Origin of the sequence: Streptomyces sp. NPDC087428, from assembly GCF_044744085.1 — a bacterium.
Lineage (GTDB): Bacteria > Actinomycetota > Actinomycetes > Streptomycetales > Streptomycetaceae > Streptomyces.
In genome coordinates this window covers 36,237-56,162 of the sequence record NZ_JBIUXR010000002.1, presented here as the reverse complement: position 1 = coordinate 56,162, position 19,926 = coordinate 36,237, and the positions used below count along the sequence as shown (strand labels likewise).

General features: G+C 71.6%; 22 protein-coding genes and 1 pseudogene. 9 read left to right on the top strand and 14 right to left on the bottom strand.

Translation table 11 applies throughout. The features are described 5' to 3' along the window. Positions 1-10: 10 nt before the first annotated feature. Positions 11-496: a MarR family winged helix-turn-helix transcriptional regulator gene (locus ACIO3R_RS03970; protein ID WP_385352737.1), complete on the bottom strand. Its 486-nt coding sequence runs from the start codon at positions 494-496 to the stop codon at positions 11-13. Positions 497-652: 156 nt separating this feature from the next. Between ACIO3R_RS03970 and ACIO3R_RS03965 the strand changes: the two genes are divergently transcribed. Further along, complete coding sequence (locus ACIO3R_RS03965; RefSeq protein ID WP_402103067.1) at positions 653-1,723, top strand: alkene reductase; 1,071 nt, start codon at positions 653-655, stop codon at positions 1,721-1,723. A gap of 112 nt (positions 1,724-1,835) precedes the next feature. Here ACIO3R_RS03965 and ACIO3R_RS03960 read toward each other — a convergent pair whose 3' ends face one another. The 4 genes from ACIO3R_RS03960 to ACIO3R_RS03945 all read right to left on the bottom strand — a co-directional run bounded on the left by ACIO3R_RS03960 (position 1,836) and on the right by ACIO3R_RS03945 (position 4,422). After that, complete coding sequence (locus ACIO3R_RS03960; RefSeq protein WP_385035319.1) at positions 1,836-2,861, bottom strand: VOC family protein; 1,026 nt, start codon at positions 2,859-2,861, stop codon at positions 1,836-1,838. 94 nt (positions 2,862-2,955) lie between these two features. Then, positions 2,956-3,165: a DUF397 domain-containing protein gene (locus tag ACIO3R_RS03955; RefSeq protein WP_402103063.1), complete on the bottom strand. Its 210-nt coding sequence runs from the start codon at positions 3,163-3,165 to the stop codon at positions 2,956-2,958. A 208-nt stretch (positions 3,166-3,373) separates the two neighbouring features. Next, entirely contained in the window at positions 3,374-3,583 is a 210-nt protein-coding gene (locus ACIO3R_RS03950; protein WP_385035315.1) for a DUF397 domain-containing protein, read from the bottom strand. Beyond that, a complete protein-coding gene (locus tag ACIO3R_RS03945; protein WP_385035353.1) occupies positions 3,580-4,422 on the bottom strand; it encodes a DUF5753 domain-containing protein in 843 nt (280 codons plus the stop codon). Before ACIO3R_RS03945 ends, ACIO3R_RS03950 begins: the two co-directional genes overlap by 4 nt. Before the next feature lie 92 nt (positions 4,423-4,514). Here ACIO3R_RS03945 and ACIO3R_RS03940 point away from each other — a divergent pair, with 92 nt between their 5' ends. After that, positions 4,515-4,772, top strand: a complete 258-nt coding sequence (locus ACIO3R_RS03940) for a hypothetical protein (RefSeq protein WP_385035313.1) — start codon at positions 4,515-4,517, stop codon at positions 4,770-4,772. A 444-nt stretch (positions 4,773-5,216) separates the two neighbouring features. Continuing rightward, a complete protein-coding gene (locus ACIO3R_RS03935) occupies positions 5,217-5,558 on the top strand; it encodes a hypothetical protein (protein ID WP_385035312.1) in 342 nt (113 codons plus the stop codon). Between the two features lie 28 nt (positions 5,559-5,586). Here ACIO3R_RS03935 and ACIO3R_RS03930 read toward each other — a convergent pair whose 3' ends face one another. Together ACIO3R_RS03930 and ACIO3R_RS03925 are read right to left on the bottom strand one after the other, a co-directional pair. After that, positions 5,587-6,438 (bottom strand): oxidoreductase, encoded by an 852-nt coding sequence (locus ACIO3R_RS03930; protein ID WP_402103059.1) that lies wholly within the window; start codon positions 6,436-6,438, stop codon positions 5,587-5,589. Next, positions 6,435-6,707: an Atu4866 domain-containing protein gene (locus ACIO3R_RS03925; RefSeq protein ID WP_402103056.1), complete on the bottom strand. Its 273-nt coding sequence runs from the start codon at positions 6,705-6,707 to the stop codon at positions 6,435-6,437. The genes ACIO3R_RS03930 and ACIO3R_RS03925 overlap by 4 nt, the downstream gene beginning before the upstream one ends. 128 nt (positions 6,708-6,835) lie before the next feature. On the opposite strand from ACIO3R_RS03925, the gene ACIO3R_RS03920 reads away from it, so the two are divergent. The 3 genes from ACIO3R_RS03920 to ACIO3R_RS03910 all read left to right on the top strand — a co-directional run bounded on the left by ACIO3R_RS03920 (position 6,836) and on the right by ACIO3R_RS03910 (position 9,706). Next, positions 6,836-7,678, top strand: coding sequence for a helix-turn-helix transcriptional regulator (locus ACIO3R_RS03920; protein WP_385035306.1), 843 nt, complete (start codon positions 6,836-6,838; stop codon positions 7,676-7,678). Positions 7,679-7,765: 87 nt separating this feature from the next. Continuing rightward, entirely contained in the window at positions 7,766-9,055 is a 1,290-nt protein-coding gene (locus ACIO3R_RS03915) for an MFS transporter (protein WP_402103053.1), read from the top strand. Positions 9,056-9,112: 57 nt separating this feature from the next. After that, positions 9,113-9,706 carry a TetR/AcrR family transcriptional regulator gene (locus ACIO3R_RS03910; RefSeq protein ID WP_402103050.1) on the top strand — a complete coding sequence of 198 codons (594 nt, stop codon included), beginning with the start codon at positions 9,113-9,115 and terminating at the stop codon, positions 9,704-9,706. Positions 9,707-9,871: 165 nt separating this feature from the next. On the opposite strand, the gene thpD is transcribed toward ACIO3R_RS03910, so the two are convergent. The 5 genes from thpD to ACIO3R_RS03885 all read right to left on the bottom strand — a co-directional run bounded on the left by thpD (position 9,872) and on the right by ACIO3R_RS03885 (position 14,539). After that, positions 9,872-10,765 (bottom strand): ectoine hydroxylase, encoded by an 894-nt coding sequence (gene thpD / locus ACIO3R_RS03905; RefSeq protein ID WP_385035300.1) that lies wholly within the window; start codon positions 10,763-10,765, stop codon positions 9,872-9,874. A 6-nt stretch (positions 10,766-10,771) separates the two neighbouring features. Continuing rightward, a complete protein-coding gene (locus ACIO3R_RS03900) occupies positions 10,772-11,170 on the bottom strand; it encodes an ectoine synthase (RefSeq protein WP_362961705.1) in 399 nt (132 codons plus the stop codon). Positions 11,171-11,235: 65 nt separating this feature from the next. Continuing rightward, positions 11,236-12,498, bottom strand: a complete 1,263-nt coding sequence (ectB, locus tag ACIO3R_RS03895) for a diaminobutyrate--2-oxoglutarate transaminase (protein WP_385035298.1) — start codon at positions 12,496-12,498, stop codon at positions 11,236-11,238. Positions 12,499-12,583: 85 nt separating this feature from the next. After that, positions 12,584-13,048, bottom strand: coding sequence for a diaminobutyrate acetyltransferase (ectA, locus tag ACIO3R_RS03890; RefSeq protein WP_385035351.1), 465 nt, complete (start codon positions 13,046-13,048; stop codon positions 12,584-12,586). 384 nt (positions 13,049-13,432) lie between these two features. Then, complete coding sequence (locus ACIO3R_RS03885) at positions 13,433-14,539, bottom strand: pyridoxal-phosphate-dependent aminotransferase family protein (protein ID WP_385035296.1); 1,107 nt, start codon at positions 14,537-14,539, stop codon at positions 13,433-13,435. Between the two features lie 115 nt (positions 14,540-14,654). Between ACIO3R_RS03885 and ACIO3R_RS03880 the strand changes: the two genes are divergently transcribed. After that, positions 14,655-15,755: an amidohydrolase family protein gene (locus ACIO3R_RS03880; protein WP_402103045.1), complete on the top strand. Its 1,101-nt coding sequence runs from the start codon at positions 14,655-14,657 to the stop codon at positions 15,753-15,755. A 343-nt stretch (positions 15,756-16,098) separates the two neighbouring features. Then, complete coding sequence (locus ACIO3R_RS03875; protein WP_402103042.1) at positions 16,099-17,163, top strand: SCO1860 family LAETG-anchored protein; 1,065 nt, start codon at positions 16,099-16,101, stop codon at positions 17,161-17,163. A 132-nt stretch (positions 17,164-17,295) separates the two neighbouring features. Here ACIO3R_RS03875 and cobC read toward each other — a convergent pair whose 3' ends face one another. Both cobC and ACIO3R_RS03865 read right to left on the bottom strand, forming a co-directional pair. After that, positions 17,296-18,390, bottom strand: a complete 1,095-nt coding sequence (gene cobC, locus ACIO3R_RS03870) for an Rv2231c family pyridoxal phosphate-dependent protein CobC (RefSeq protein WP_402103039.1) — start codon at positions 18,388-18,390, stop codon at positions 17,296-17,298. A gap of 248 nt (positions 18,391-18,638) precedes the next feature. After that, positions 18,639-19,016: pseudogene (locus ACIO3R_RS03865) on the bottom strand (cobalamin biosynthesis protein); the annotation flags it as partial. 160 nt (positions 19,017-19,176) lie between these two features. Here ACIO3R_RS03865 and ACIO3R_RS03860 point away from each other — a divergent pair. Continuing rightward, positions 19,177-19,899 (top strand): ZIP family metal transporter, encoded by a 723-nt coding sequence (locus ACIO3R_RS03860; protein ID WP_385036872.1) that lies wholly within the window; start codon positions 19,177-19,179, stop codon positions 19,897-19,899. The last annotated feature ends 27 nt before the right edge of the window (positions 19,900-19,926 follow it).

The window sequence follows — 19,926 nt, the reverse complement described above, 5'->3', positions numbered from 1 at the left end:
GCGGGCGCGGTCAGCGGTTCTCCGGGCAGTCCGCCGTCTCCCGGCAGAGGTTCTCCTCGACCCGGGCCAGCAGCCGGGCCAGCTCCTCGCGCTCGCCCCTGTCCAGGCCCGCGAGGGTGTGCTCCTCCAGATTCGTCCAGGCCCGCTCCACGTCGGAGAGCAGGGCGCAGCTGTTGTCGGTGGCCTCGACCAGGACGGCCCTGCGGTCGGCCGGGTCGGGGCTGCGGCGGACGTGTCCGGACTGCTCCAGGCGCTGAAGCATCTTGGTGACCGTGGACGGATCGAGGTCGACGGCCTTGATCACCTCCGACTGGCGCACCGCACCCGAGTCCCAGAGGTACATCATCAGGAACTCCTGGCCGGGGTAGAGGCCCGCGCTCTTGAGCAGCTTCCCCGCCGCGATCCGGTGGAGCCGCGCGAGCCGCGAGACGGCATGGCTGACCGGGCCGCCCCGGGCGGCGCTCGGCAGCTCGGTACAGGCGGGATCGGACGTCATCGGGACTCCTCGGGGTGGTGCGCGGCGGGCCCCGGGGCGGTCGCGCCGCGAGTGCCGGAGACTTCCCGGCAACATTACCTTGGTCGGCCAAGTAATGCGTTACAGTGGCACGCGTCGCAGATGCTTGGCCGACCACATAAATCTTGGGGGCTCTCCATGACCACCGCATTCGACCCGCTCGACCTGGCCGGCACGCGGCTCGCCAACCGCATCGCCCTGGCCCCGATGACCCGCAGCCGGGCGGGCGAGGGCGGCATACCGACGGAGCTGACCGCCGAGTACTACGCCCAGCGCGCCTCGGCCGGGCTCGTCATCACCGAGGGCGTCCAGCCCTCCGCCGTCGGACAGGGCTACCCCAGCACCCCCGGGCTGCACAGCGACGCACAGATCGCCGGCTGGCGCGCGGTCACCGACGCCGTGCACGCCAGGGGCGGCACGATCTTCGCGCAGCTCATGCACGCCGGGCGCATCGGCCACCCGGTCCTGCTGCCCGACGGGCTCACCCCGGTCGGCGCCTCCCCGGTCGCCGCGTCGGGCCAGGTCTTCACCCAGGAGGGCCCGAAGGACTTCGTCACCCCGCGCGAGCTGACCGGCACCGAGATCCGGACCACGATCGCCGACTTCGTGACCGCCGCGCGCAACGCGGTGGACGCCGGGTTCGACGGCGTGGAGCTGCACGGCGCCAACGGCTACCTGATCCACCAGTTCCTGGCCCCCAACTCCAACCTGCGCACCGACGAATGGGGCGGCTCCGTGGAGGGCCGTGTCCGGTTCGCGGCCGAGACCGTGCGCGCCGTCGCCGCCGGGATCGGAGCCGCGCGCACCGCGATCCGGATCTCGCCCGGAAACCCGTTCAACGACATCGACGAGCCCGCACCGGAGGCCACGTACCGGGCGCTGGTGCAGGCCATCGAACCGGTCGGGCTCGCCTATCTGCACATCGTCGAGGCCAAGGCCGACGACCGGGCGCTGACCGCCACGCTGAGCAAGGAGTTCAACGGCACGCTCGTCCTCAACCCGGCGAGCGAGGGCCCGACCGGCCCCGAGGCGCTGGCCCTGGTCGAGGAGGGCGTGGCGTCGGTCATCTCGTACGGGGCGCTGTTCCTGGCCAACCCGGACCTGCCGGAGCGGCTGCGGGCCGGCGGCCCCTACAACCCCGCGGACCGGGCGACCTTCTACGGGGGCGACCACCGCGGCTACACGGACTACCCGGCGCTGGGCGCGTGAGGCCCGAACGGAGACCGGCCGCCGCGGCCGGCTGACCGGTGACGGAACGTCAGCAGCGTCGGCCGGGAGGCGAGAGCGGCGAACTGGTTCCCCCACCAGCGGCGGTCCGGGGCTACGGCTGCGGCTTCTCCTCCAGCGGCGCCCCGTGCCACTTCCACGAGGTGACCCGCTCACGCCCCGGCAGATCCGCGCGGCCGGTGGACCACAGCAGTACGGTCCACCGGTCGCTGTCGTCCGGGGCGTCGGGGAAGAGCCGGGCCAGCACCCGGTCGCAGAGGTCGGCGGGCGGCGTCCAGCCGACGCCGAGGCCCGCCGCGAGGTCATGGGTGTGCACCAGGGTCTCCACGATGCCCATCGCGGCGAATCCCTCCGCGTCGGAGATCCCGTAGCTGTGGTGGGCGCGGACCTCCGGGGCCGTCGAGCGGACCATCGCCGCCAGCATGGCCCCGGTGGCCTCCAGCGCCTGCAAGAGGCCCGCGGTACCGGCCGCGGGGTCGGCGAAGATCGCGTTGGCCGGCCCGCCCTCGTGGCGCACGGCCCAGTGGAACGGCACAACCTGGTCCAACGGCGGCGACTGCGGCCCCAGTTGGGCCGCGTACGAGAAGAGGTCGTCGCTCAGATGTTCCACGGTCTCCCAGCAGGTCCAGGTGAGCGTCCCCGCCGGGGTGTGCCAGCCGGCCGCCGGAGCCTCCTTGAGTGCGGCCACCGCCAGGCGCACGGCAGAGGTCACGTCGTCCGCCGTGACCGGCAGCCGCGTCCCGGTCAGCAGCGCCCGCTCGCGCGCACTGCACTCCACGCAGAACTCGTTGCCCTCCGGATCGGCCAGGGTCGCCCAGCCCCGCCCGTTGGGCTTGCGGTGATCCGCGACGAGCGTGGCACCGAGGGCGAGCAGCCGCTCGACCTCCTCGTCCCGGGTGCGGTCGTCCGGCTGGATGTCGAAGTGAATTCGGTTCTTGGTGCTCTTCGGTTCGGGCACGGTGATGAACAGCAGCGCGGCACCGGGGGTCTCGACGAGGGCCTCGGGGTCACCGGGGAAATCGTCGTCGGCGAGGGAGGCGCCCAGCACCTCGGCCCAGAACGTGGCGAGTTGGTAGGCGTCGGCGCAGTCGACGGTGACGTGATGTACATGAGAAGTCATGGGCCACACTGTCGCCGGTGAGCGCCGCCGGGTCCAACGAGATACGCGGAGACCCACCACGCGGTGCGTGACGGGCCTCCGGGTGCTCGGTTGTTCAGACGGTGCCGAACTCCCCGGCCTTCACGCCCGCCACGAAGGAGGCGAAGGCGTTGGCGGGGACGGTCAGCACGGGGCCGCTCGGGTGCTTGGAATCGCGGACGGGGACGGTGCCGGTCGCGTACGCGTTGGACGGGGCCCATTCGACGCAGGCGCCGCCGTTGTTGCTGTAGGAGGACTTGGCCCAATGGGGGTATTCAGTCGTCACAGGGTGCCCTTTCGTAGCTGCTTGAACATGGCCACGGATGCCGCCTGGGAGAGCGATTCGGCCTGTAGCTGATGCTAGGACGCCCGCGCGGTCGCAGGGATGCTGGTTTTCGGTCCAGTTGTCCTGGGGTCCGGGCGACGCGGGGGACTTCCGGGTACGGCGGAGCCCCACCACGCGACGCATGATGGGGCTCCGCTGAACCGGTCGGTCAGACGGTGCCGAACTCTCCGGCTTTGACGCCTGCCACGAAGGAGGCGAAGGCGTTGGCGGGGACGGTCAGCACGGGGCCGCTCAGATCCTTGGAGTCACGGACGGGGACCATGCCACGCGAGGCGGCGACGTTGGCGGCAACCTCGACGCAGGCGCCGCCGTTGTCGCTGTAGGAGGACTTGAACCAGCGGGGGGAGTCGGTTGTCACGGGGTGCCCTTTCGTAACTGCTCGATCATGGCCACGGATGCCGCTTGTGAGAGCGCTTCAGCCTGCAACTGATGGTAGGCGGTCAACAGGGGCACCACGGAAGTGTTTTCCCGGTCGAGGTGGCCCTGCTGAGCGGACTCCGCGTACGACATGAGCTGGCGGTCCGAGAGCGTCAGGATGTACAGCGGCAGGTTGAACGGGCGGCGCTCCCCCATGCTGAACGGGGCGATCTGGAGCACGGTGTTCGGCAGCTCGGCGAATTCCACCAGCCGCGCCAACTGCGCCTCCATGACGGCTGATCCACCCACGGGCCGGCGGAGGCAGCTCTCGTCCAGCACCACCAGGACAAGCGGCGGAGCGGACTTCCGTACGAGCGCGGCTTGCCGCTCCGCGACGAGGCTGATCCGCTCGTGCGCCTGCTCGGTGCTGATCGCTCTCCGCTTGACGGCACTCTCGGCGAGGACTGTCGCGTACTCCGGGGTCTGGAGCAGACCGGGCAGGACGCCTACCTCGTACAGCCGGATCTCCGCTGCCCTGCCCTCGTATCCCACGTACTCCGGGAAGCCTTCCAGCAGACTGCCGTGCCGGATGTCCCGCCACTCGCGCTCGAAGGAATCAGCTGTTCCTTCGAGCCCCAGTGCGGCATCAACACCGATCGAAAACCTGCGGGTTGGCGGTTTACGACCATTCTCGACGCCGGAGACGTGCCGTCCGGTGTACCCGATCCGTCCGCCGAGGTCGTCCTGCTTCCAGTCGCGCGCCTCTCGTGCCCTGCGTAACCGGGCACCGTACGCCGCTTCCGGTGACGCGTCCGGGTTCAACTCCTTGATGTTTACCAATGTGTTCTCCGTACCTGCCACGTTGAGTACCGCCCGACGGTAGGCCACGCTGGGCCGCCTTGGTAGTGGAACGGCTACGGAGAGGCACGATCGTGTGCACGGAAAACGTTTCTCTGAACGGACGACCTCACCACCTTCCCGCCCCCGGAACGCTCCTGGTGGACACCAGCCGTCAAGGCCGCGTGGGTGAGTTCCGAGGAGTCGCCGGCCCGTACTGGTCGCTGCGGCCGGTCTGCGGCGGGACCGAGTGGGAAGCCGGGCCCGAGCACCTGCGTCCCGCGGATGCCATAGAGCGGCTGCGAGCGGAGAACGCACGGCGCAACGCGCGGAGTCGGGGTGAGGTGCTGTGAGCCCGCTGACCGGCGCGGCCTACCTGGTGGAGGTCACGGCGACGGCCGGCGGGAGGGCGGTTTCGCTCGGCAGGGCGACCGTGGCGAACCGCCGGTTCGCGCTCCGGTGGCTTCGACGACAGGCGCATCGGCTCGCGGACGGGCCCGGCGTCCCCGATCTCACGCCCCGCGGCCCACGGGACGTCCGGCCGATCGGCTTTCGGGGTTCCGCCGCCCCGGACGGACTCCGGGCGTGGGCACACGATCCGGACCAGCAGGAGCAGGCGATAGCGCGTCTGGAAGCCGGTGGGCCCGACGTGCTCACCGTGCTCGACCCCGCTGTCGGCCTGCTGGTGACGCTCACCGGACGGCCGCTCCGCCCACGCCGCGCCGCAGACGGCCGGCCGCGCCACAGCCACCCCGTGACCGTCCGGGCCGGGACCGTCCACCTCAACCGGAGAGCCCATGGTGATCCACTGCAACTCACCCGTCCGCCCGCCCTGGTTCCGGACCGCGCAAGCACACCGCCGAGCGGACACCGCGGAGACCGAGGAACTCCCCGACTGGCTCACCTGTGAACTCGGCAAGGGCCATACCGGTGAGCACGCCGACTGCCTGGACAGCATGGGACGCGGCACCTTTGACGTATGGCTGCGCTGGAACGAGGGCGAATTCACCTACGTCTGCGCCGCGCCCTGCGAACAGGTGGACCCCGCCGTCGCCCCCCGACTGCGACAGGCGTGCTGGCTGTTCACCGGCCACGAGCCCGGACACTCCTGGGAGTTCGAGGATCTCCCGCAGGACTAGGTGGTCTGTCCGCGGAGGCCCCCGGCCCCTACCGGCCGGTCTGCGGGAAGTCGGTGGAGAGCGTGAGGTCCTTCCAGGTGTCGAGGTCGTGGTCGACGGCTTCGCGGCCGGCGCGGACCAGGCGCAGCGCGTCGGAGCCGAGGACCAGGTGGGCGGGCGGATCGGGTGTGCCGAGGATCCGCAGGAGCGCCTCCGCGGCGCGGGCCGGGTCGCCGAGCTGGTGTCCGTCGGCCTTCTGGCGGGCGGCGCGGATGGGTTCGAAGACGTCGTCGTAGTCGGGGATGGTGCGCGGTGCGCGGATCATCGAGCGCCCGGCCCAGTCGGTACGGAAGGAGCCCGGCTCGATGGCGGTGACATGGATGCCGAAGGCGGCGACTTCCTTGCCGATGGCTTCGAGGATGCCTTCGACCGCGTACTTGCTGCCGCAGTAGGCGGAGACGCCGGGGAAGCCGGCCAGGCCGCCCATGGAGGTGACGGCCAGGATGTGCCCGCGGCGCCGTTGGCGCATGAAGGGCAGGACGGCCTGGATGGTGGCGGCGGCGCCGAAGACGTTGACGTCGAACTGGGCGCGCAGGTCGGCGAGGGAGGTTTCCTCGAAGGTCCCTTCCAGGCCGTAGCCGGCGTTCGCGATCAGCACGTCGACGGGGCCGATGGCCTCCTCCACCTCGCCCGTCACGGCGAACACGGCTTCGTCGTCGGTCACGTCGAGGATGCGGGCGTGGGCGCGTTCCGGGTGAAGGGCGGTGAAGGCCGCCGCGTCGGTACCGTTGCGGACGGTGCCGACGACGGTGTGGCCGGCCGCCAGGGCCGCGGTGGCGAAAGCGCGGCCGAGGCCGCCGCTGACGCCGGTGATCAGGATGGTCTTGGCCGTGTGGGTCACGCCTGGTCCTCCTTGTGCAGGACGAGGTGCTCGTGGAAGAGCACGCCGTCGCGGATGTCGCCGGTGGCGGTGAAGCCGGTGTCGTCGACGTAGTCGAGGTGGTCGCCGGTCACCGTGTACCGGCCGGTGTAGGCGCTGGGGCGGTTGCCGCGGGCCTCGTCGTAGCGGCCGTCGGCGCGCAGTTCCTGGCGGATGTGTCCGTCCGCGGTCACCCACATACCGACCACGTCCGCCCGCTCACCGGCCGGGGCTGCTGGCTGCTGGCCCATCACGTTCTCCTTCGTCCGCAGGTGTCTTCGGGCCAGCCTGTGCCGCGGCGGGAGCGGGAGCCAGGACAGGCTGTGCCTGGGTACGGCGTACCCAGGCACACCACCGGGGGGCGGCATAGCCTGGACGGGTGACCCGCAACGATCTCGGAGACTTCCTGCGCGCCCACCGTGCCCGCCTGCGACCCGGTGACGTCGGCCTCGCCTCGTACGGCGCGCGCCGGGTGGCGGGGCTGCGACGGGAGGAGGTCGCCGTCCTGGCCGGAATGAACAGCGACTACTACGCCCGGCTGGAACAGGGCCGCGAGCGCGGCCCCTCCCCGCAGATCCTCGACGCGATCGGCCGCGCCCTGCGCATGGACGACGCGGCGCGCGAGCACCTGTACCGGCTGGCGGGCGTGGTACGGGAGGACAACCGGGACCTGCCGAGGGAGGCGGTCGGTACACCGCTGAGGCAGCTCCTCGACGGTTACACGAACGCCCCGGCGTTCGTCCTGAATCCGGCGAAGGACTTCCTGGCGGCCAACGCCCTGGCCGAGGCGCTGTTCTCCCCGTTCGAAGCAGTGGACAACCTCGCCCGCATGACGTTCCTCGACCCGGCGGCACGGGGATTCTTCACCCGCTGGGACAGATCGGCCGAGGCGGTCGTCGCCGGGCTGCGCCACGCCACGGGCCTCGGCCCCCACTACCCGCGTCTGTACGAGCTGATCGACACCCTGACCGGGGCGAGCGAGGACTTCGCCGCGCTCTGGGCCTCGCACACCGTCTACGGGAAGACCCAGGACGCCAAGGAACTCGACCACCCCGACGTCGGGCCCCTCTCGCTCACCTACCAGTCCTTCGATGTGCGCGGAGCGCCGGGACAGCTGCTGGTGATCTACCACGCCGAGCCGGACAGCGCCGACGCCCAGGCGCTCACCCTGCTCGGCAGCCTGCACGCCACCCGCCGCGGGGAGCCCGCCGGGGAACGGTAGCCCCCGCTTGACCTGAGTAGACCTGTCTGTCTAATCTGGGGCGCTATTGAACAGACAGGTCTACTCATGCTTCGGACGGGAACGGTCATGACGAATCTCTCGGTCGTTCCGGCGTCCGAACCGGCGCGCACCTCGAACGCGTCCGCCGGCGCCGGAGCCGCGCGGGTCAGGCGACTGCCGCCCAACGTGGCGCTGTACGTACTCGCCTCGATCACCATCTCGTTCCTGGCGGCCTCCAGCGCGCCCACCCCGCTCTACGCGGTCTACCAGGCCGAATGGGGCTTCGACCCGATCACCACCACCGCGGTCTTCGGCGTCTACGCGGTGGCCGTACTGCTCGGGCTGCTCACCCTGGGCAAGCTCTCCGACCACGTCGGCAGGCGGCCGGTGCTGCTGGCCGCGCTGGCGGCGCAGGCCGCCTCCATGGTCGTGTTCGCCACCGCCGACGGCGTGTCGGGACTGGTGGTCGCCCGGATCGTCCAGGGTCTGTCCACCGGCGCCGCGCTCGGCGCGATAGGGGCCGGGATGATGGACATCGACCGGCCGCGCGGCACGATCACCAACGCGGTCGTCCCGGGCATCGGCACGGCGACCGGCGCGCTGGTCTCCGGCCTCGTCGTCCAGTTCCTGCCCGCCCCCACGCATCTGGTCTACCTCGGACTGCTGGCGGTCTTCGTCCTCCAGGCCGTCGCCGTCGCGCTGATGACGGAGACGGTGACCCGCAAGCCGGGGGCGCTGGCCAGCCTGGCGCCGGAGATCAAGCTGCCGCGCGCCGTACGCCGCCCGATGCTGGTGGCCGCGCCGGTGCTGTTCGCCGTCTGGGCGCTGGCCGGGCTGTACGGGTCACTCGGCCCGTCCCTCGCGCGGCAGCTGACCGGTTCCAGGTCCGAAGTGCTCGGCGGGCTGAGCCTGTTCGTGCTCGCCGGGGTGGCTGTCGTCTCGGTGCTGGTCCTGCGGAAGGCGGCGACCCGGACGGTGATGCTCACCGGCATCCTCGCGCTGATCGCCGGGGTGGCCCTCACCCTCGTCTCGATCCACGGATCCTCCCCCACCGGCTTCTTCGCCGGCACCGCCATCGCGGGCGTCGGCTTCGGCAGCGGGTTCCAGGGCGGCATCCGGACGGTGATGCCGCTGGCCCGGCCGCACGAGAGTTCCGGGGTGCTGTCGCTGCTCTTCGTCGTCTCCTACCTGGGCATGGGGGTGCCCGCCGTGATCGCCGGGTTCCTCGTCGTCCACGCGGGCGGACTGACCGCCACCGCGCAGGAGTACGGCGTCGCCGTGATCGTCCTCGCGGCGTTCGCGCTGCTCGGGCTGGTGCGCGGCGGCCGGGACGGGGCGGTGGCCCTGCCGGGCGAGCGGGTCGGCGGCAACGCCTGAGGGGCGGGCGCCGGCCGGGGCATAATGTAGACAGATCTGTCTGAAGGAGTGACCGTCATGGCGAGTGTCCGGAGCACCGCGAAGCCGTCGGCGCGTGAGCGCCTGCTCGCCTCCGCGAACGAGCTGTTCTACGCCGAGGGCGTGCAGAGCGTCGGGATCGACCGGGTCATCGAGCACGCGGGCGTGGCCAAGGCGTCGCTGTACAACACCTTCGGCGGCAAGGAGCAGCTCGTCCGGGCGTACCTCGACACCCGGCACGCGGGCACCGTCGACCGGATCACCCGGGCCGTCGCGGAGCGCGACACGCCCCGCGAGCGGATGCTGGCGGTCTTCGAGTCCCAGGCGCGGCAGTTCGACCGGCCCGACTTCCGCGGCTGCGCCTTCATCCGCGCCGGCGCGGAGGCCAACCCCGGCGGGATGGTCCAGGAGGCGGCGGACACCTTCCGCGGCTGGATGCGCGAGCTCTTCACCCGCCTCGCCGCCGAAGCCGGCGCCGCCGACCCCGGCGCCCTGGGCCACCAGCTCCAGCTCCTCTACGACGGCGCGGGCATCTCCGCCCTGATGGACCACGACCCCGCGGTGGCCGCGGCCTCCCGCGCGGCGGCGACCGCCCTGATCACGGCGGCGACGGGCACATCCGCCGAGGCCTGAGCGGCGCCCGGCACGCACCCGGGCCGAGGCGCCGCGAGCGTGAGACCCAGCGGCCCGCTCGGCCGACGTCCGCACGCCGGTGTCCCGGCGCGGCACCGCCACGGGACACGGCAAAAGGGGTGGGACGGCATCACCGTCCCACCCCCTGCGCACCGCGGACCGGGCCTACCTCACCGGCGTGAAGTCCCGCGCCCCGATGAACTCCGGGCGGCGGATCGGAGCCGCGAAGGGCTCCTCGGCCTTGTTCTCCACGCTGTTGAACACGATGAAGACATTGCTGCGCGGGTACGGGGTGATGTTGTCCCCCGAGCCGTGCATGCAGTTGCAGTCGAACCAGGTCGCCGAACCCGCCCGGCCCGTGAAGAGCTTGATGCCGTGCCGGTCGGCCATCTTCGTCAGCGCCTCGTCGGACGGGGTGCCCGCGTCCTGCATCTGGAGCGACTTCTTGTAGTTGTCCTTCGGCGTCTCGCCCGCACACCCGAGGAACGACTTGTGCGAGCCGGGCATGATCATCAGCCCGCCGTTGGTGTCGTAGTTCTCGGTCAGCGCGATCGAGACGGACACCGCCCGCATGTTCGGCAGACCGTCCTCGGCGTGCCAGGTCTCGAAGTCCGAGTGCCAGTAGAACCCGGAGGCACCGAAGCCCGGCTTGACGTTGATCCGGGACTGGTGGACGTACACGTCCGAACCCAGGAGCTGGCGGGCCCGGCCCACCACGCGCTCGTCGCTGACCAGCCGGGCGAACACCTCGCTGAGCCGGTGGACCTCGAAGACCGACCGTACGCTCTGCGACTTCGGCTCGATGATCGAGCGCTCGTCGGCGCGGACCGCCGGATCGGCGATCAGCCGCTCCAGTTCGGCGTGGTAGCCGGCCACCTCGTCCGGCGCGATCAGCTGGTCGACGGTGAGGAAACCGTCGCGCTCGAACCCCTGGAGGTCCTTCGCGGCGACCGGACCCGGTGCGCCGGGCGCGGACCAGATGACCGGGTCCTGGCGGGGAGTGGTCATCTCGGCGGCGCCGCGCGATGGGTACAGGTCGGCACGTGCATCAGCGGTCATGATGGTTCAGCCCTCCTCGGTCAGCAGCGGGTAGACACCGTTCTCGTCGTGGTCCTCCCGTCCGGTGACGGGAGGGTTGAAGACGCACACGCAACGGAAGTCCGTCTTGGGGCGCAGCGTGTGGTGCTCGTGCCCGTTCAACAGGTACATCGTTCCGGGGGCGATCCAGTGCTTTTCACCGGTGTCGTCGTTGGTGAGTTCTGCCTCGCCCTCCGTGCAGAGCACGGCCTCGATGTGGTTGGCGTACCACATCGACGTCTCCGTGCCCGCGTACAGCACGGTCTCGTGGAGCGAGAAGCCCACCTTCTCCTTGGCGAGCACGATGCGCTTGCTCTCCCAGGTGCCGGAGGCGGACTTCACATGCCGGTCGGTGTTCTCGACGTCACTGAACGATCGGACAATCACGGTGGTTCGGTGCCTTTCTCTCTGCAGCGGTGTATCTCATCGGGCCCGCCCGGGGCGGCCCCGGGTCAGGCGGTCTCGCGGACGCAGCGGGCCAGCGTGCGCAGGCCCTCGTCCAGCTCCTCGGGGGTGATGGTCAGCGGCGGCAGCAGCTTGACGACCTCGCTCTGCGGACCGGAGGTCTCCAGCAGCAGCCCCAGCTCGAACGCGCGGGCGCAGATGGCCGACGCGCGCTTCGGGTCGTTGAACTCCATGCCCCAGACGAGTCCGCGGCCGCGGAACTGCGCGCTGTCGTGCTCGCCGCAGATCGCCAGGAGCGCCTGCTCGACCTGCTCGCCGCGGGCCAGCGTCTGCTTCTCCATCTGGCCGTCCGCCCAGTAGGCGTCGAGCGCGGCGGCCGCGGTGACGAACGCCGGGTTGTTGCCGCGGAAGGTGCCGTTGTGCTCGCCGGGCTCCCAGATGTCCAGCTCGGGCTTGAACAGGCAGAGCGACATGGGCATCCCGTAGCCGCTGATGGACTTCGACAGGGTCACGATGTCCGGCGTGATGCCGGCCTCCTCGAAGGAGAAGAAGCCGCCGGTCCGGCCGCAGCCCATCTGGATGTCGTCGACGATCAGCAGCATGTCCTGGCGTTGGCACAGCTCCTGGAGCGCGCGGAGCCACTCGGCGCGGGCGACGTTGATGCCGCCCTCGCCCTGGACCGTCTCCACGATCACGGCGGCGGGCTTGTTGAGCCCGGAGCCCTGGTCGTCCAGCAGCCGCTCGAACCAGAGGAAGTCCGGGACGGTGCCGTCGAAGTAGTTGTCGAACGGCATCGGCGTGCCGTGCACCAGGGGGATACCGGCGCCGGCCCGCTTGAAGGCGTTGCCGGTGACGGCCAGCGAGCCGAGCGACATGCCGTGGAAGGCGTTGGTGAACGAGACCACGGACTCGCGGCCCTTCACCTTGCGGGCCAGCTTCAGCGCCGACTCGACGGCGTTGGTGCCCGTCGGGCCGGGGAACATCACCTTGTACGGCAGGTCGCGCGGCCGCAGGATGACGTTCTGGAAGGTCTCCAGGAAGGCCCGCTTGGCGGTGGTCGCCATGTCGAGGCCGTGCGTGATCCCGTCGCGCTCGATGTAGTCGATCAGCGCGCGTTTCAGCACCGGGTTGTTGTGGCCGTAGTTGAGCGAGCCGGCTCCGGCGAAGAAGTCGAGGTAGGAGTGGCCGTCCTCGTCCGTCAGCCGGGCGCCCTGCGCGCGGTCGAACACGGCGGGCCAGCCGCGGCAGTAGCTACGTACCTCGGACTCCAGGGTCTCGAAGACACTGAGGGCGGGCGGGGTGATGGTCACAGCGGGTCTCCTGCGTGAGGGGGGTGTGACGGGCGGCGGTGAAGGGATCGCGACGGGTACGGCGCCCGTCGGCGGAAGTGCGCGCTCAGGCGTGGAACGGGCCTATGCGGTAGAGCACTTCCGGCAGATGAGTGCCCTCCGGGAACAGGCCGCCGTCGAAGAGCACCTCTTGTTCCAGTGCCACGTCGTGGCGCTGGGCGTAGGAGGTGAACAGGCGGTCCGATGCGGTGTTGTCCGGCGTGATGGTCGTCTCGACCGAGGCGAGGCCCTGGTTCGCGGCGACCCGTGCGGTCAGCTCGTCCAGCAGCTTCGCCGCCAGGCCGGTGCCGCGGTGGCCGTGGTCGACGGCCACCTGCCAGACGACGAGCGTCTCGGGGCGGTCTGGCCTGATGTACCCCGTCACGAAGGCGACCGGGCTGCCGGTCTCGTCGCGGGCGACCACGGAGGTCGCCGCGAAGTCACGGCACCACAGCAGGTAACTGTACGAGGAGTTGAGGTCCAGGACCTTGGAGTCGCGGGCTATGCGCCAGATCGCGGCTCCGTCCTCCACTCGTGGGGTGTCGATGGTGATGAATTCGCTTCGGGCACGTGCAAAATCTGCTGGTGCGGCGGTCATGGGAATTGAATTTACCCAGCAAGTTTCGAAATTGCATCGAGGAAAGGGGTTGGGTGAAGAGCCTTGTTGTGCTATCACGCGGGTGCGCGCCCCAGCGCGAATCGCTCACCCTTCCTCCCGATTTGCCCCGCATTTATCCGGCAAAACGCCCTCGGTGTGGAGTCGGTCACAAGGTGGTAACTCTCGTGAGACATCACTGAATTGAGTGAGGAGGACCTGTGAAAACTGGGGTGTTTAGCCTTCGAAGAAGCGGGAAGAAGAATGCGGGGAGCTGCTCTCCATGAGGCGGCTCCCCGCATTATTGGATTGTCTTCGGATTTATTCGCTGAGCCAGGTTTCCGAAACCGCCTTGCGGGCAGCTTCGAAATTGACCTGACATCCCGCATCGGCCATCGCCGCCCCCAGGGCCGCGAGCGAGGAGAGCACCGCGCCCCGCGTCGCGTCCACCCCGTAGTGATTGACCCGGATCATCTCCCCGGACAGCGCCCCGCCGCCCGCGATCAGCGGCAGCGACGGGTCCGCGGCGAGCGCCCGTGCCACCAGGCCCGCGGCGTCCACCCCCTCCGGGGTGCGCAGCGTGGTCGCCACCGGCGCCGCGTCCTTCGCCTCGCGCACATACGGGGCCAGACCGCCGCCCAGCGCGAGCGCCCCGGCCCGGGTGGCCGCGGCCGCCGCGGAGTGACGGGCCATGAGGGCGTCCGGGCCCTCCGCCTCGATCCGCTCCACACAGGCCTCCAGCGCCAGCATCTCCAGCTGGGCCGGCGCGTGCGGCAGCGCCTTGCGGCCGCCGTCGATCCAGCGCTCCTTCCAGTCCAGCAGGGAGAGGTAGGAGCGGCGCGGGGCCTGCGGGTTGGCGGCGAGCCGCTCCCAGGCGCGGGCGCTCACCGACACCGCGGACACCCCGGCCGGACCGCCCATCGCCTTCTGCGCGCCGATCACGCACAGGTCGACGCCCCACGCGTCGGGCAGCAGCGGCTCCGCGCCCACGGAGGCGACGGCGTCCAGCATGAACAGCGCCCCGTGCGCGCGCACGACCTCGCCGATCTCCGCGACCGGGTTGGTGTTGCCGGTGGCCGCCTCCGCGTGGACCAGCGAGACGAAGTCGATCTCCGGGTGCGCGGCCAGCGCCTGTGCGACCTGGTCGGCGGTGACGGCCGTGTGGAAGGGCACCGCCAGGTCGACGACCTCGGCACCGCAGTCACGCAGCCAGTTGCCGAAGGTCTGCCCGTACGGACCCGTCACCACGTTCAGCGCGGTCGAACCGGGCCGGGCGCCGCCCCGGATGCAGCCTTCGAGGGGGAGCAGGGCCTCGCCCTGCATGATGACGACATCCTGCTCGGTGGCGAGGAGACCGGCCACCCGCCGCTCGACGGCCGCGAAATGCGCGGGGGTGAGCGGGGTGAGGTCGAGGAAGGGGTGCGTCACGGTGGTGCTCTCTTCGGGATCGGATCGGTGTGCGGCCGGCCTGCGGACCGGGCCCGCACCGAGGGTACCCAGCACCTCGCGAACGGCCTTGCGGGTCCCTCGTACAGTGCTGTGCATGAGTGATCACGAGGCGCCGCGGGTGCTGCATGTGAAGGGGCGGGTGCTCGTCGGCCCCGACGAGGTCAGGGACGAGCTCTGGGCGGTCGGCGGACGCGTCACGTACGAGCGGCCCGCCGGTGCGGACGGGGCGACGGTCCTCAGCGGATGGGCGCTGCCGGGGCTGGTCGACGCCCACTGCCACGTCGGGCTCGACCACCACGGGGCCGTCGACACGGCGACCACGGAGAAGCAGGCCGTCGACGACCGGGAGGCCGGCGCGCTGCTCCTGCGGGACGCGGGTTCGCCCGCCGACACCCGGTGGATCGACGACCGCGAGGACCTGCCGAAGATCATCAGGGCCGGCCGCCACATCGCCAGGACCCGGCGGTACACCAGGAACTACGCGTACGAGATCGAGCCGGACGAGCTGGTGGCGTACGTGGCGCAGGAGGCGCGCCGCGGCGACGGCTGGGTGAAGCTGGTCGGCGACTGGATCGACCGGGAGGTGGGCGACCTGACGGCGTGCTGGCCGCGCGAGGCGGTCGGGGCGGCCATCGCGGAGGCGCACCGGCTGGGCGCCCGGGTCACCGCGCACTGCTTCGCGGAGGACTCGCTGCGCGACCTCGTCGAGGCCGGGATCGACTGCGTCGAGCACGCGACCGGGCTGACCGAGGAGACGATCCCGCTCTTCGCGGAGCGCGGGGTCGCGATCGTCCCGACGCTGGTCAACATCGCCACCTTCCCGGCGCTGGCACAGGGCGGCGACGCCAAGTACCCGCGGTGGTCGGCCCATATGCGCCGGCTGCACGAGCGCCGCTACGACACGGTGGGCGCCGCCCATGACGCCGGTGTCCCCGTCTTCGTCGGCACCGACGCGGGCGGTGTGCTCGCCCACGGGCTGGTGGCCGACGAGGTCGCCGAACTGGTGAAGGCGGGCATCCCGGCCCTGACCGCGCTGTCCGCCGCGACCTGGGGCGCCCGCGCGTGGCTCGGCAGGCCGGGACTGGAGGAGGGCGCACCGGCCGACCTGGTGGTGTACGACGAGGACCCGCGGGCGGACGTGCGCGTGCTGGCCGCGCCCCGCAGGGTCGTACTGAACGGGCGCGTGATCGGCTGACGGACGGGCCCCGGGCCATGACCGGCCCGGGGTGCACCGTGTTGACCGGCAGTTACCGGGGGTGGGCCCGTTCGTTGAGCATCTCCGCGTGTGCGCCGGGGCGGTCGCCTTCGAGCCGCCCACGCTCAGGGAAACGGGTGAAACGGGTGAACCCGAGGAACGCACGTGCCGAGATATTCGAATACATACACGGAAACCCCCCTTTGGGGTGAACTCACCTCAGGTGTCCGCCAGTTCACCCTCTGTGCGTAAAGATTCACGGAGTCGAGGCCACCGGTGCCCGCGATGTCCCCCATTGGACGGCGCCGGTGGCTCCAAAGTCTCTTGTGGGGGTTCCACCATCTTGAACAGCAACACCTTCCGCCTCGCTGCCCTGGCGGTCGCCGCCGCTCCCGTCGCACTGCTGGTCGCCGTCCCCGCGCAGGCCGCCACCGCGACCACCGCCACGACCGCCGGCGACGGGAAGGCGAGCGCGGTAGTGCTCCGTACCGCACTCGACGTCTCGCTCCTGAACAAGTCGATCGAAGTGCCGCTCACGGCCACGCTCAACGAGGTGCACGCCCCGGCCACCGCGAAGCAGACCGCGCTCAGCGTGCGGCTCGACGGTGTGGACGAAGGACAGCCGGTCCACGTGCTGCGTGCCGATGTCGCCACGGCGAACGCGACCGTCGACAAGCGTCGTGCCGAGGGCCACACCAACATCGCGAAGGCCCGGCTCCACCTGCCCGGTCTGCCGCTGCTCTCGCTGATCGAGGTCGAGCAGATCACGTCCAGGGCGGTCTGCGAGGTGGGCCACAAGCCGGTCGCCGAATCGAACGTGCTGGGGTACGTGAAGGTCCTCGGCCAGCGCGTCACCCTCACTGCCTCAGGCACCACCCAGGTCAAGGTGCCGGGCGTCGGCGAGGTGACGCTCGACCTGTCGAAGACGCACACCACCTCGCGCACCGCGGCGGCCTCGGCACTTCAGCTGAAGGTCTCGGTGAACCCGCTCAAGCTGAACGTCGCCGACGTGCGGGGCGAGGTCACGCTCGCCGAGGCCACCTGCGAGACGCCGAAGGCGCCCGCGCCGGCTGGTTCCACCGGCGGCTCGTCGGACGGCGGTTCGACCGACGGCGGTTCGTCGGACGGCGGCTCCGGCGACGGCGGTTCGACCGACGGCGGCGGCACCAGCGGCACCAGCGGCACCAGCGGTTCCGGCAGCTCCGGCAACGGGGGCTCCACGGCCGGTGACTCCGGCGGCGATGTGAAGACGCAGACCGGCACCGGCAACGCACCCGCGGCCTCCGGCGCCGATCTCGCCGAGACGGGCTCCAGCTCCAGCACCCCGTACATCGCGGGCGGTGCGGCGTTGCTGCTGGCTGTCGGCGCCGGCGCGATGGTCGTGACCCGGCGGCGTGCGCGGGGCTGACGCGCGGGGGAGCGCGTCAGGGCCCGAGGGGGCGGCCGGGGGGTCGTAGGGAGAACAGGGGGCGGGGAGCGGTGTTCCATGAGTGGAGCACCGCTCCCCGCCCCCGACGCGACACCGGACCGGGCGGGGCCGTCACCGGCTGACGGCGGTCAGCGCCTGGAGCGCCTGGTCGAGCACCTGGAGGAAGCGGTTGGTCGTCGTCCGGTCGCGCACGGCCAGCCGAAGCCAGTCGGTGCCGAGCCCCGGGAACGTATCGCCGCGCCGGGCCGCGAAGCCCAGCATCCGCAGCCGCTCCCGTATCTCGGCGGCCCGCTCCAGCCGGACCAGGACGAACGACCCCTCGGCCGGCTCCACCACCTGGATCTCGGTGAACTCGCGGAGCCCCGCGACCAGATGGCACCGGTCCACCGCGATGCGGTCCGCCGCGGCCGCCGCCTCGGCCAGTGCCCTCGGCTCCATGCACGCCTCCGCGGCCGTCAGTGCCGGTGACGACACCGGCCACAGCGGCTGCGCCTCCGCCAGCCTGCGCACGGTCTCCGGCGCGGCCGTGACGTAACCGATCCGCAGCCCGGCGAGCCCCCAGGTCTTGGTGAGGCTGCGCAGGACGACGAGCCCGGGGACGTCGGTGCGGCCGCACAGCGCCTCCCGCTCACCGGGCACCGCGTCCATGAACGCCTCGTCGACCACCAGGGTCCGCCCGGGGCGCGCCAGTCGCTCCAGCACGGCCGCGGGGTGCAGCACGGACGTCGGGTTGGTCGGATTGCCGACCACCACCAGATCCGCGTCGGCCGGAACGGCGGCCGGATCCAGCCGGAAGCCGTCCTCGGCCCGCAACAGCACTCGTCCCACCTCGTGCCCGGCCGCGCGCAGGGCGGCCTCGGGCTCGGTGAACTGCGGATGGACCACGACCGGCCGCCGGGCCGGCAGCGCGCGTGCGATCAGCACGAACGCCTCCGCCGCACCCGCCGTCAGCAGGACCCGCTCGGGCGGCAGCCCGTGGCGCGCGGCGACCGCCGCGAGCGCCGGACGTCCGTCCGGGTAGGCGGAGAGCGCGCCCAGCGACGCGGCTATCCGCTCCTTCAGCCAGGCCGGTGGGGTGCCGGCCCGTACGTTGACGGCGAGATCGGTCAGATCCCGGCCCCGTCCCCGTACCTCCGCGTCACCGTGATGCCGCAGATCGTGGGCGCCCGCGCCGGTTGCGTCGGGGCTCTCAGTGGGAGTGTGCATGACCGCCATGGTGGGGGGTGGTGGTGATGGCCGTCGGCGTCAGGGTGGAAGCGCGGCTGGTGCGGCGGTCCCACCTTGTCCTAGAGGCCCGGCAGTGGAATCGGTACACGCAGGAGTCGCCGTTCATCCGCGGATCGCTCCTGACGGCCTCCCGGTGGCGCCGCCGGTACAGAGGAAGTACGGCAGAACGACTATGCGCCCCGCACCCGGCTTCACGCAACGGTCCAGGCCCTGCCGTGCACCGTGCGCGGCAGGCGGGCCACCGCGCAGGTGACCATCGCCGCGCGCCCTTTGGGCCGCGACTTCCGTTTCGGCACCAGGAGTTCGCCGCCGGCGGCGAGCGCCGCGGCCTCCGCCACCGAGGGCGTGCCGACGGCGGCGAGCGGCGCGCCGGACGGATGCGGCACCTCGACGCGGGCCAGTTCCTCGGCCGTATACGTGCGCAGCGGCACACCGAGCCGTGCGGCGGCGGCCACGATCCCCGGCTCCTCGGCCCTGGCGTCGACGCTCACCAGCTCCGCGACGTCCGACGGCGAGAGCCCCGCCCCGGCCAGGGTGTCCCTGATCAGCCCGAGCACCTCGTCCAGGGGCGCGCCCCTGGACGCGCCGACCCCGACGGCGAGCGAGGCGCCCTCCACCGGGCCCCCCACCGCGTCCGTCGCCGCCGGCACGGCCGCGGTGACTGTTCCGGTCATGGAGCGAGCCTTTCTGGACGGGTGAGGGAGCGGGGCCTGGCAGGGGCGATCTGAGATGCGGGCACCGGGGTCAATCGGCTAGCAAGAGCCCATGGCGGTGTTCGTCGCGCTCGGCGCGTTCCTGATGACCCTGGCCGGCGGCTGGGTCGCCCAGCGCGTCACCGACCGCCGCCACCTCGTGCTCGGCTTCGCCGGCGGACTGATGCTCGGCGTGGTCGGCCTGGACCTGCTGCCGGAGGCGATCGAGGCCGCCGGCGGCCTCGTCCTCGGCGTACCGGCGGCCCTGCTGCTGTTCGTCGGCGGCTTCCTGGTCGCCCACCTGGTGGAGCGGCTGCTCGCGGTACGCCAGGCCGCACACGGCGCGGGCGAGGAACGGGTGCCCCAGGTCGGGCTGACGGCGGCGGCGGCGATGGTCGGCCACAGCCTGATGGACGGCGTGGCGCTCGGCGCCGCCTTCCAGGTCGGCGGCGGCATGGGCGCGGCCGTCGCCCTCGCCGTCATCACCCACGACTTCGCGGACGGCTTCAACACGTACACGATCACCAGCCTGTACGGGAACGCCCGCCGCAAGGCCCTCACGATGCTCTACGCGGACGCGGCGGCGCCCGTCGTCGGCGCGGCGACGACGCTTCTGTTCACCCTTCCGGCGGAACTCCTCGGCTGCTATCTCGGCTTCTTCGGCGGAGCGCTGCTCTACCTCGCCGCCGCCGAGATCCTGCCCGAGGCGCACCACGACCACCCGGCCCGCTCCACACTGCTCTGCACGGTCGCCGGAGTGGGCTTCATCTGGCTGGTCGTGGGCATCGCGGACTGACCGGCCCACCGCTTCCCGCCCCGTGCG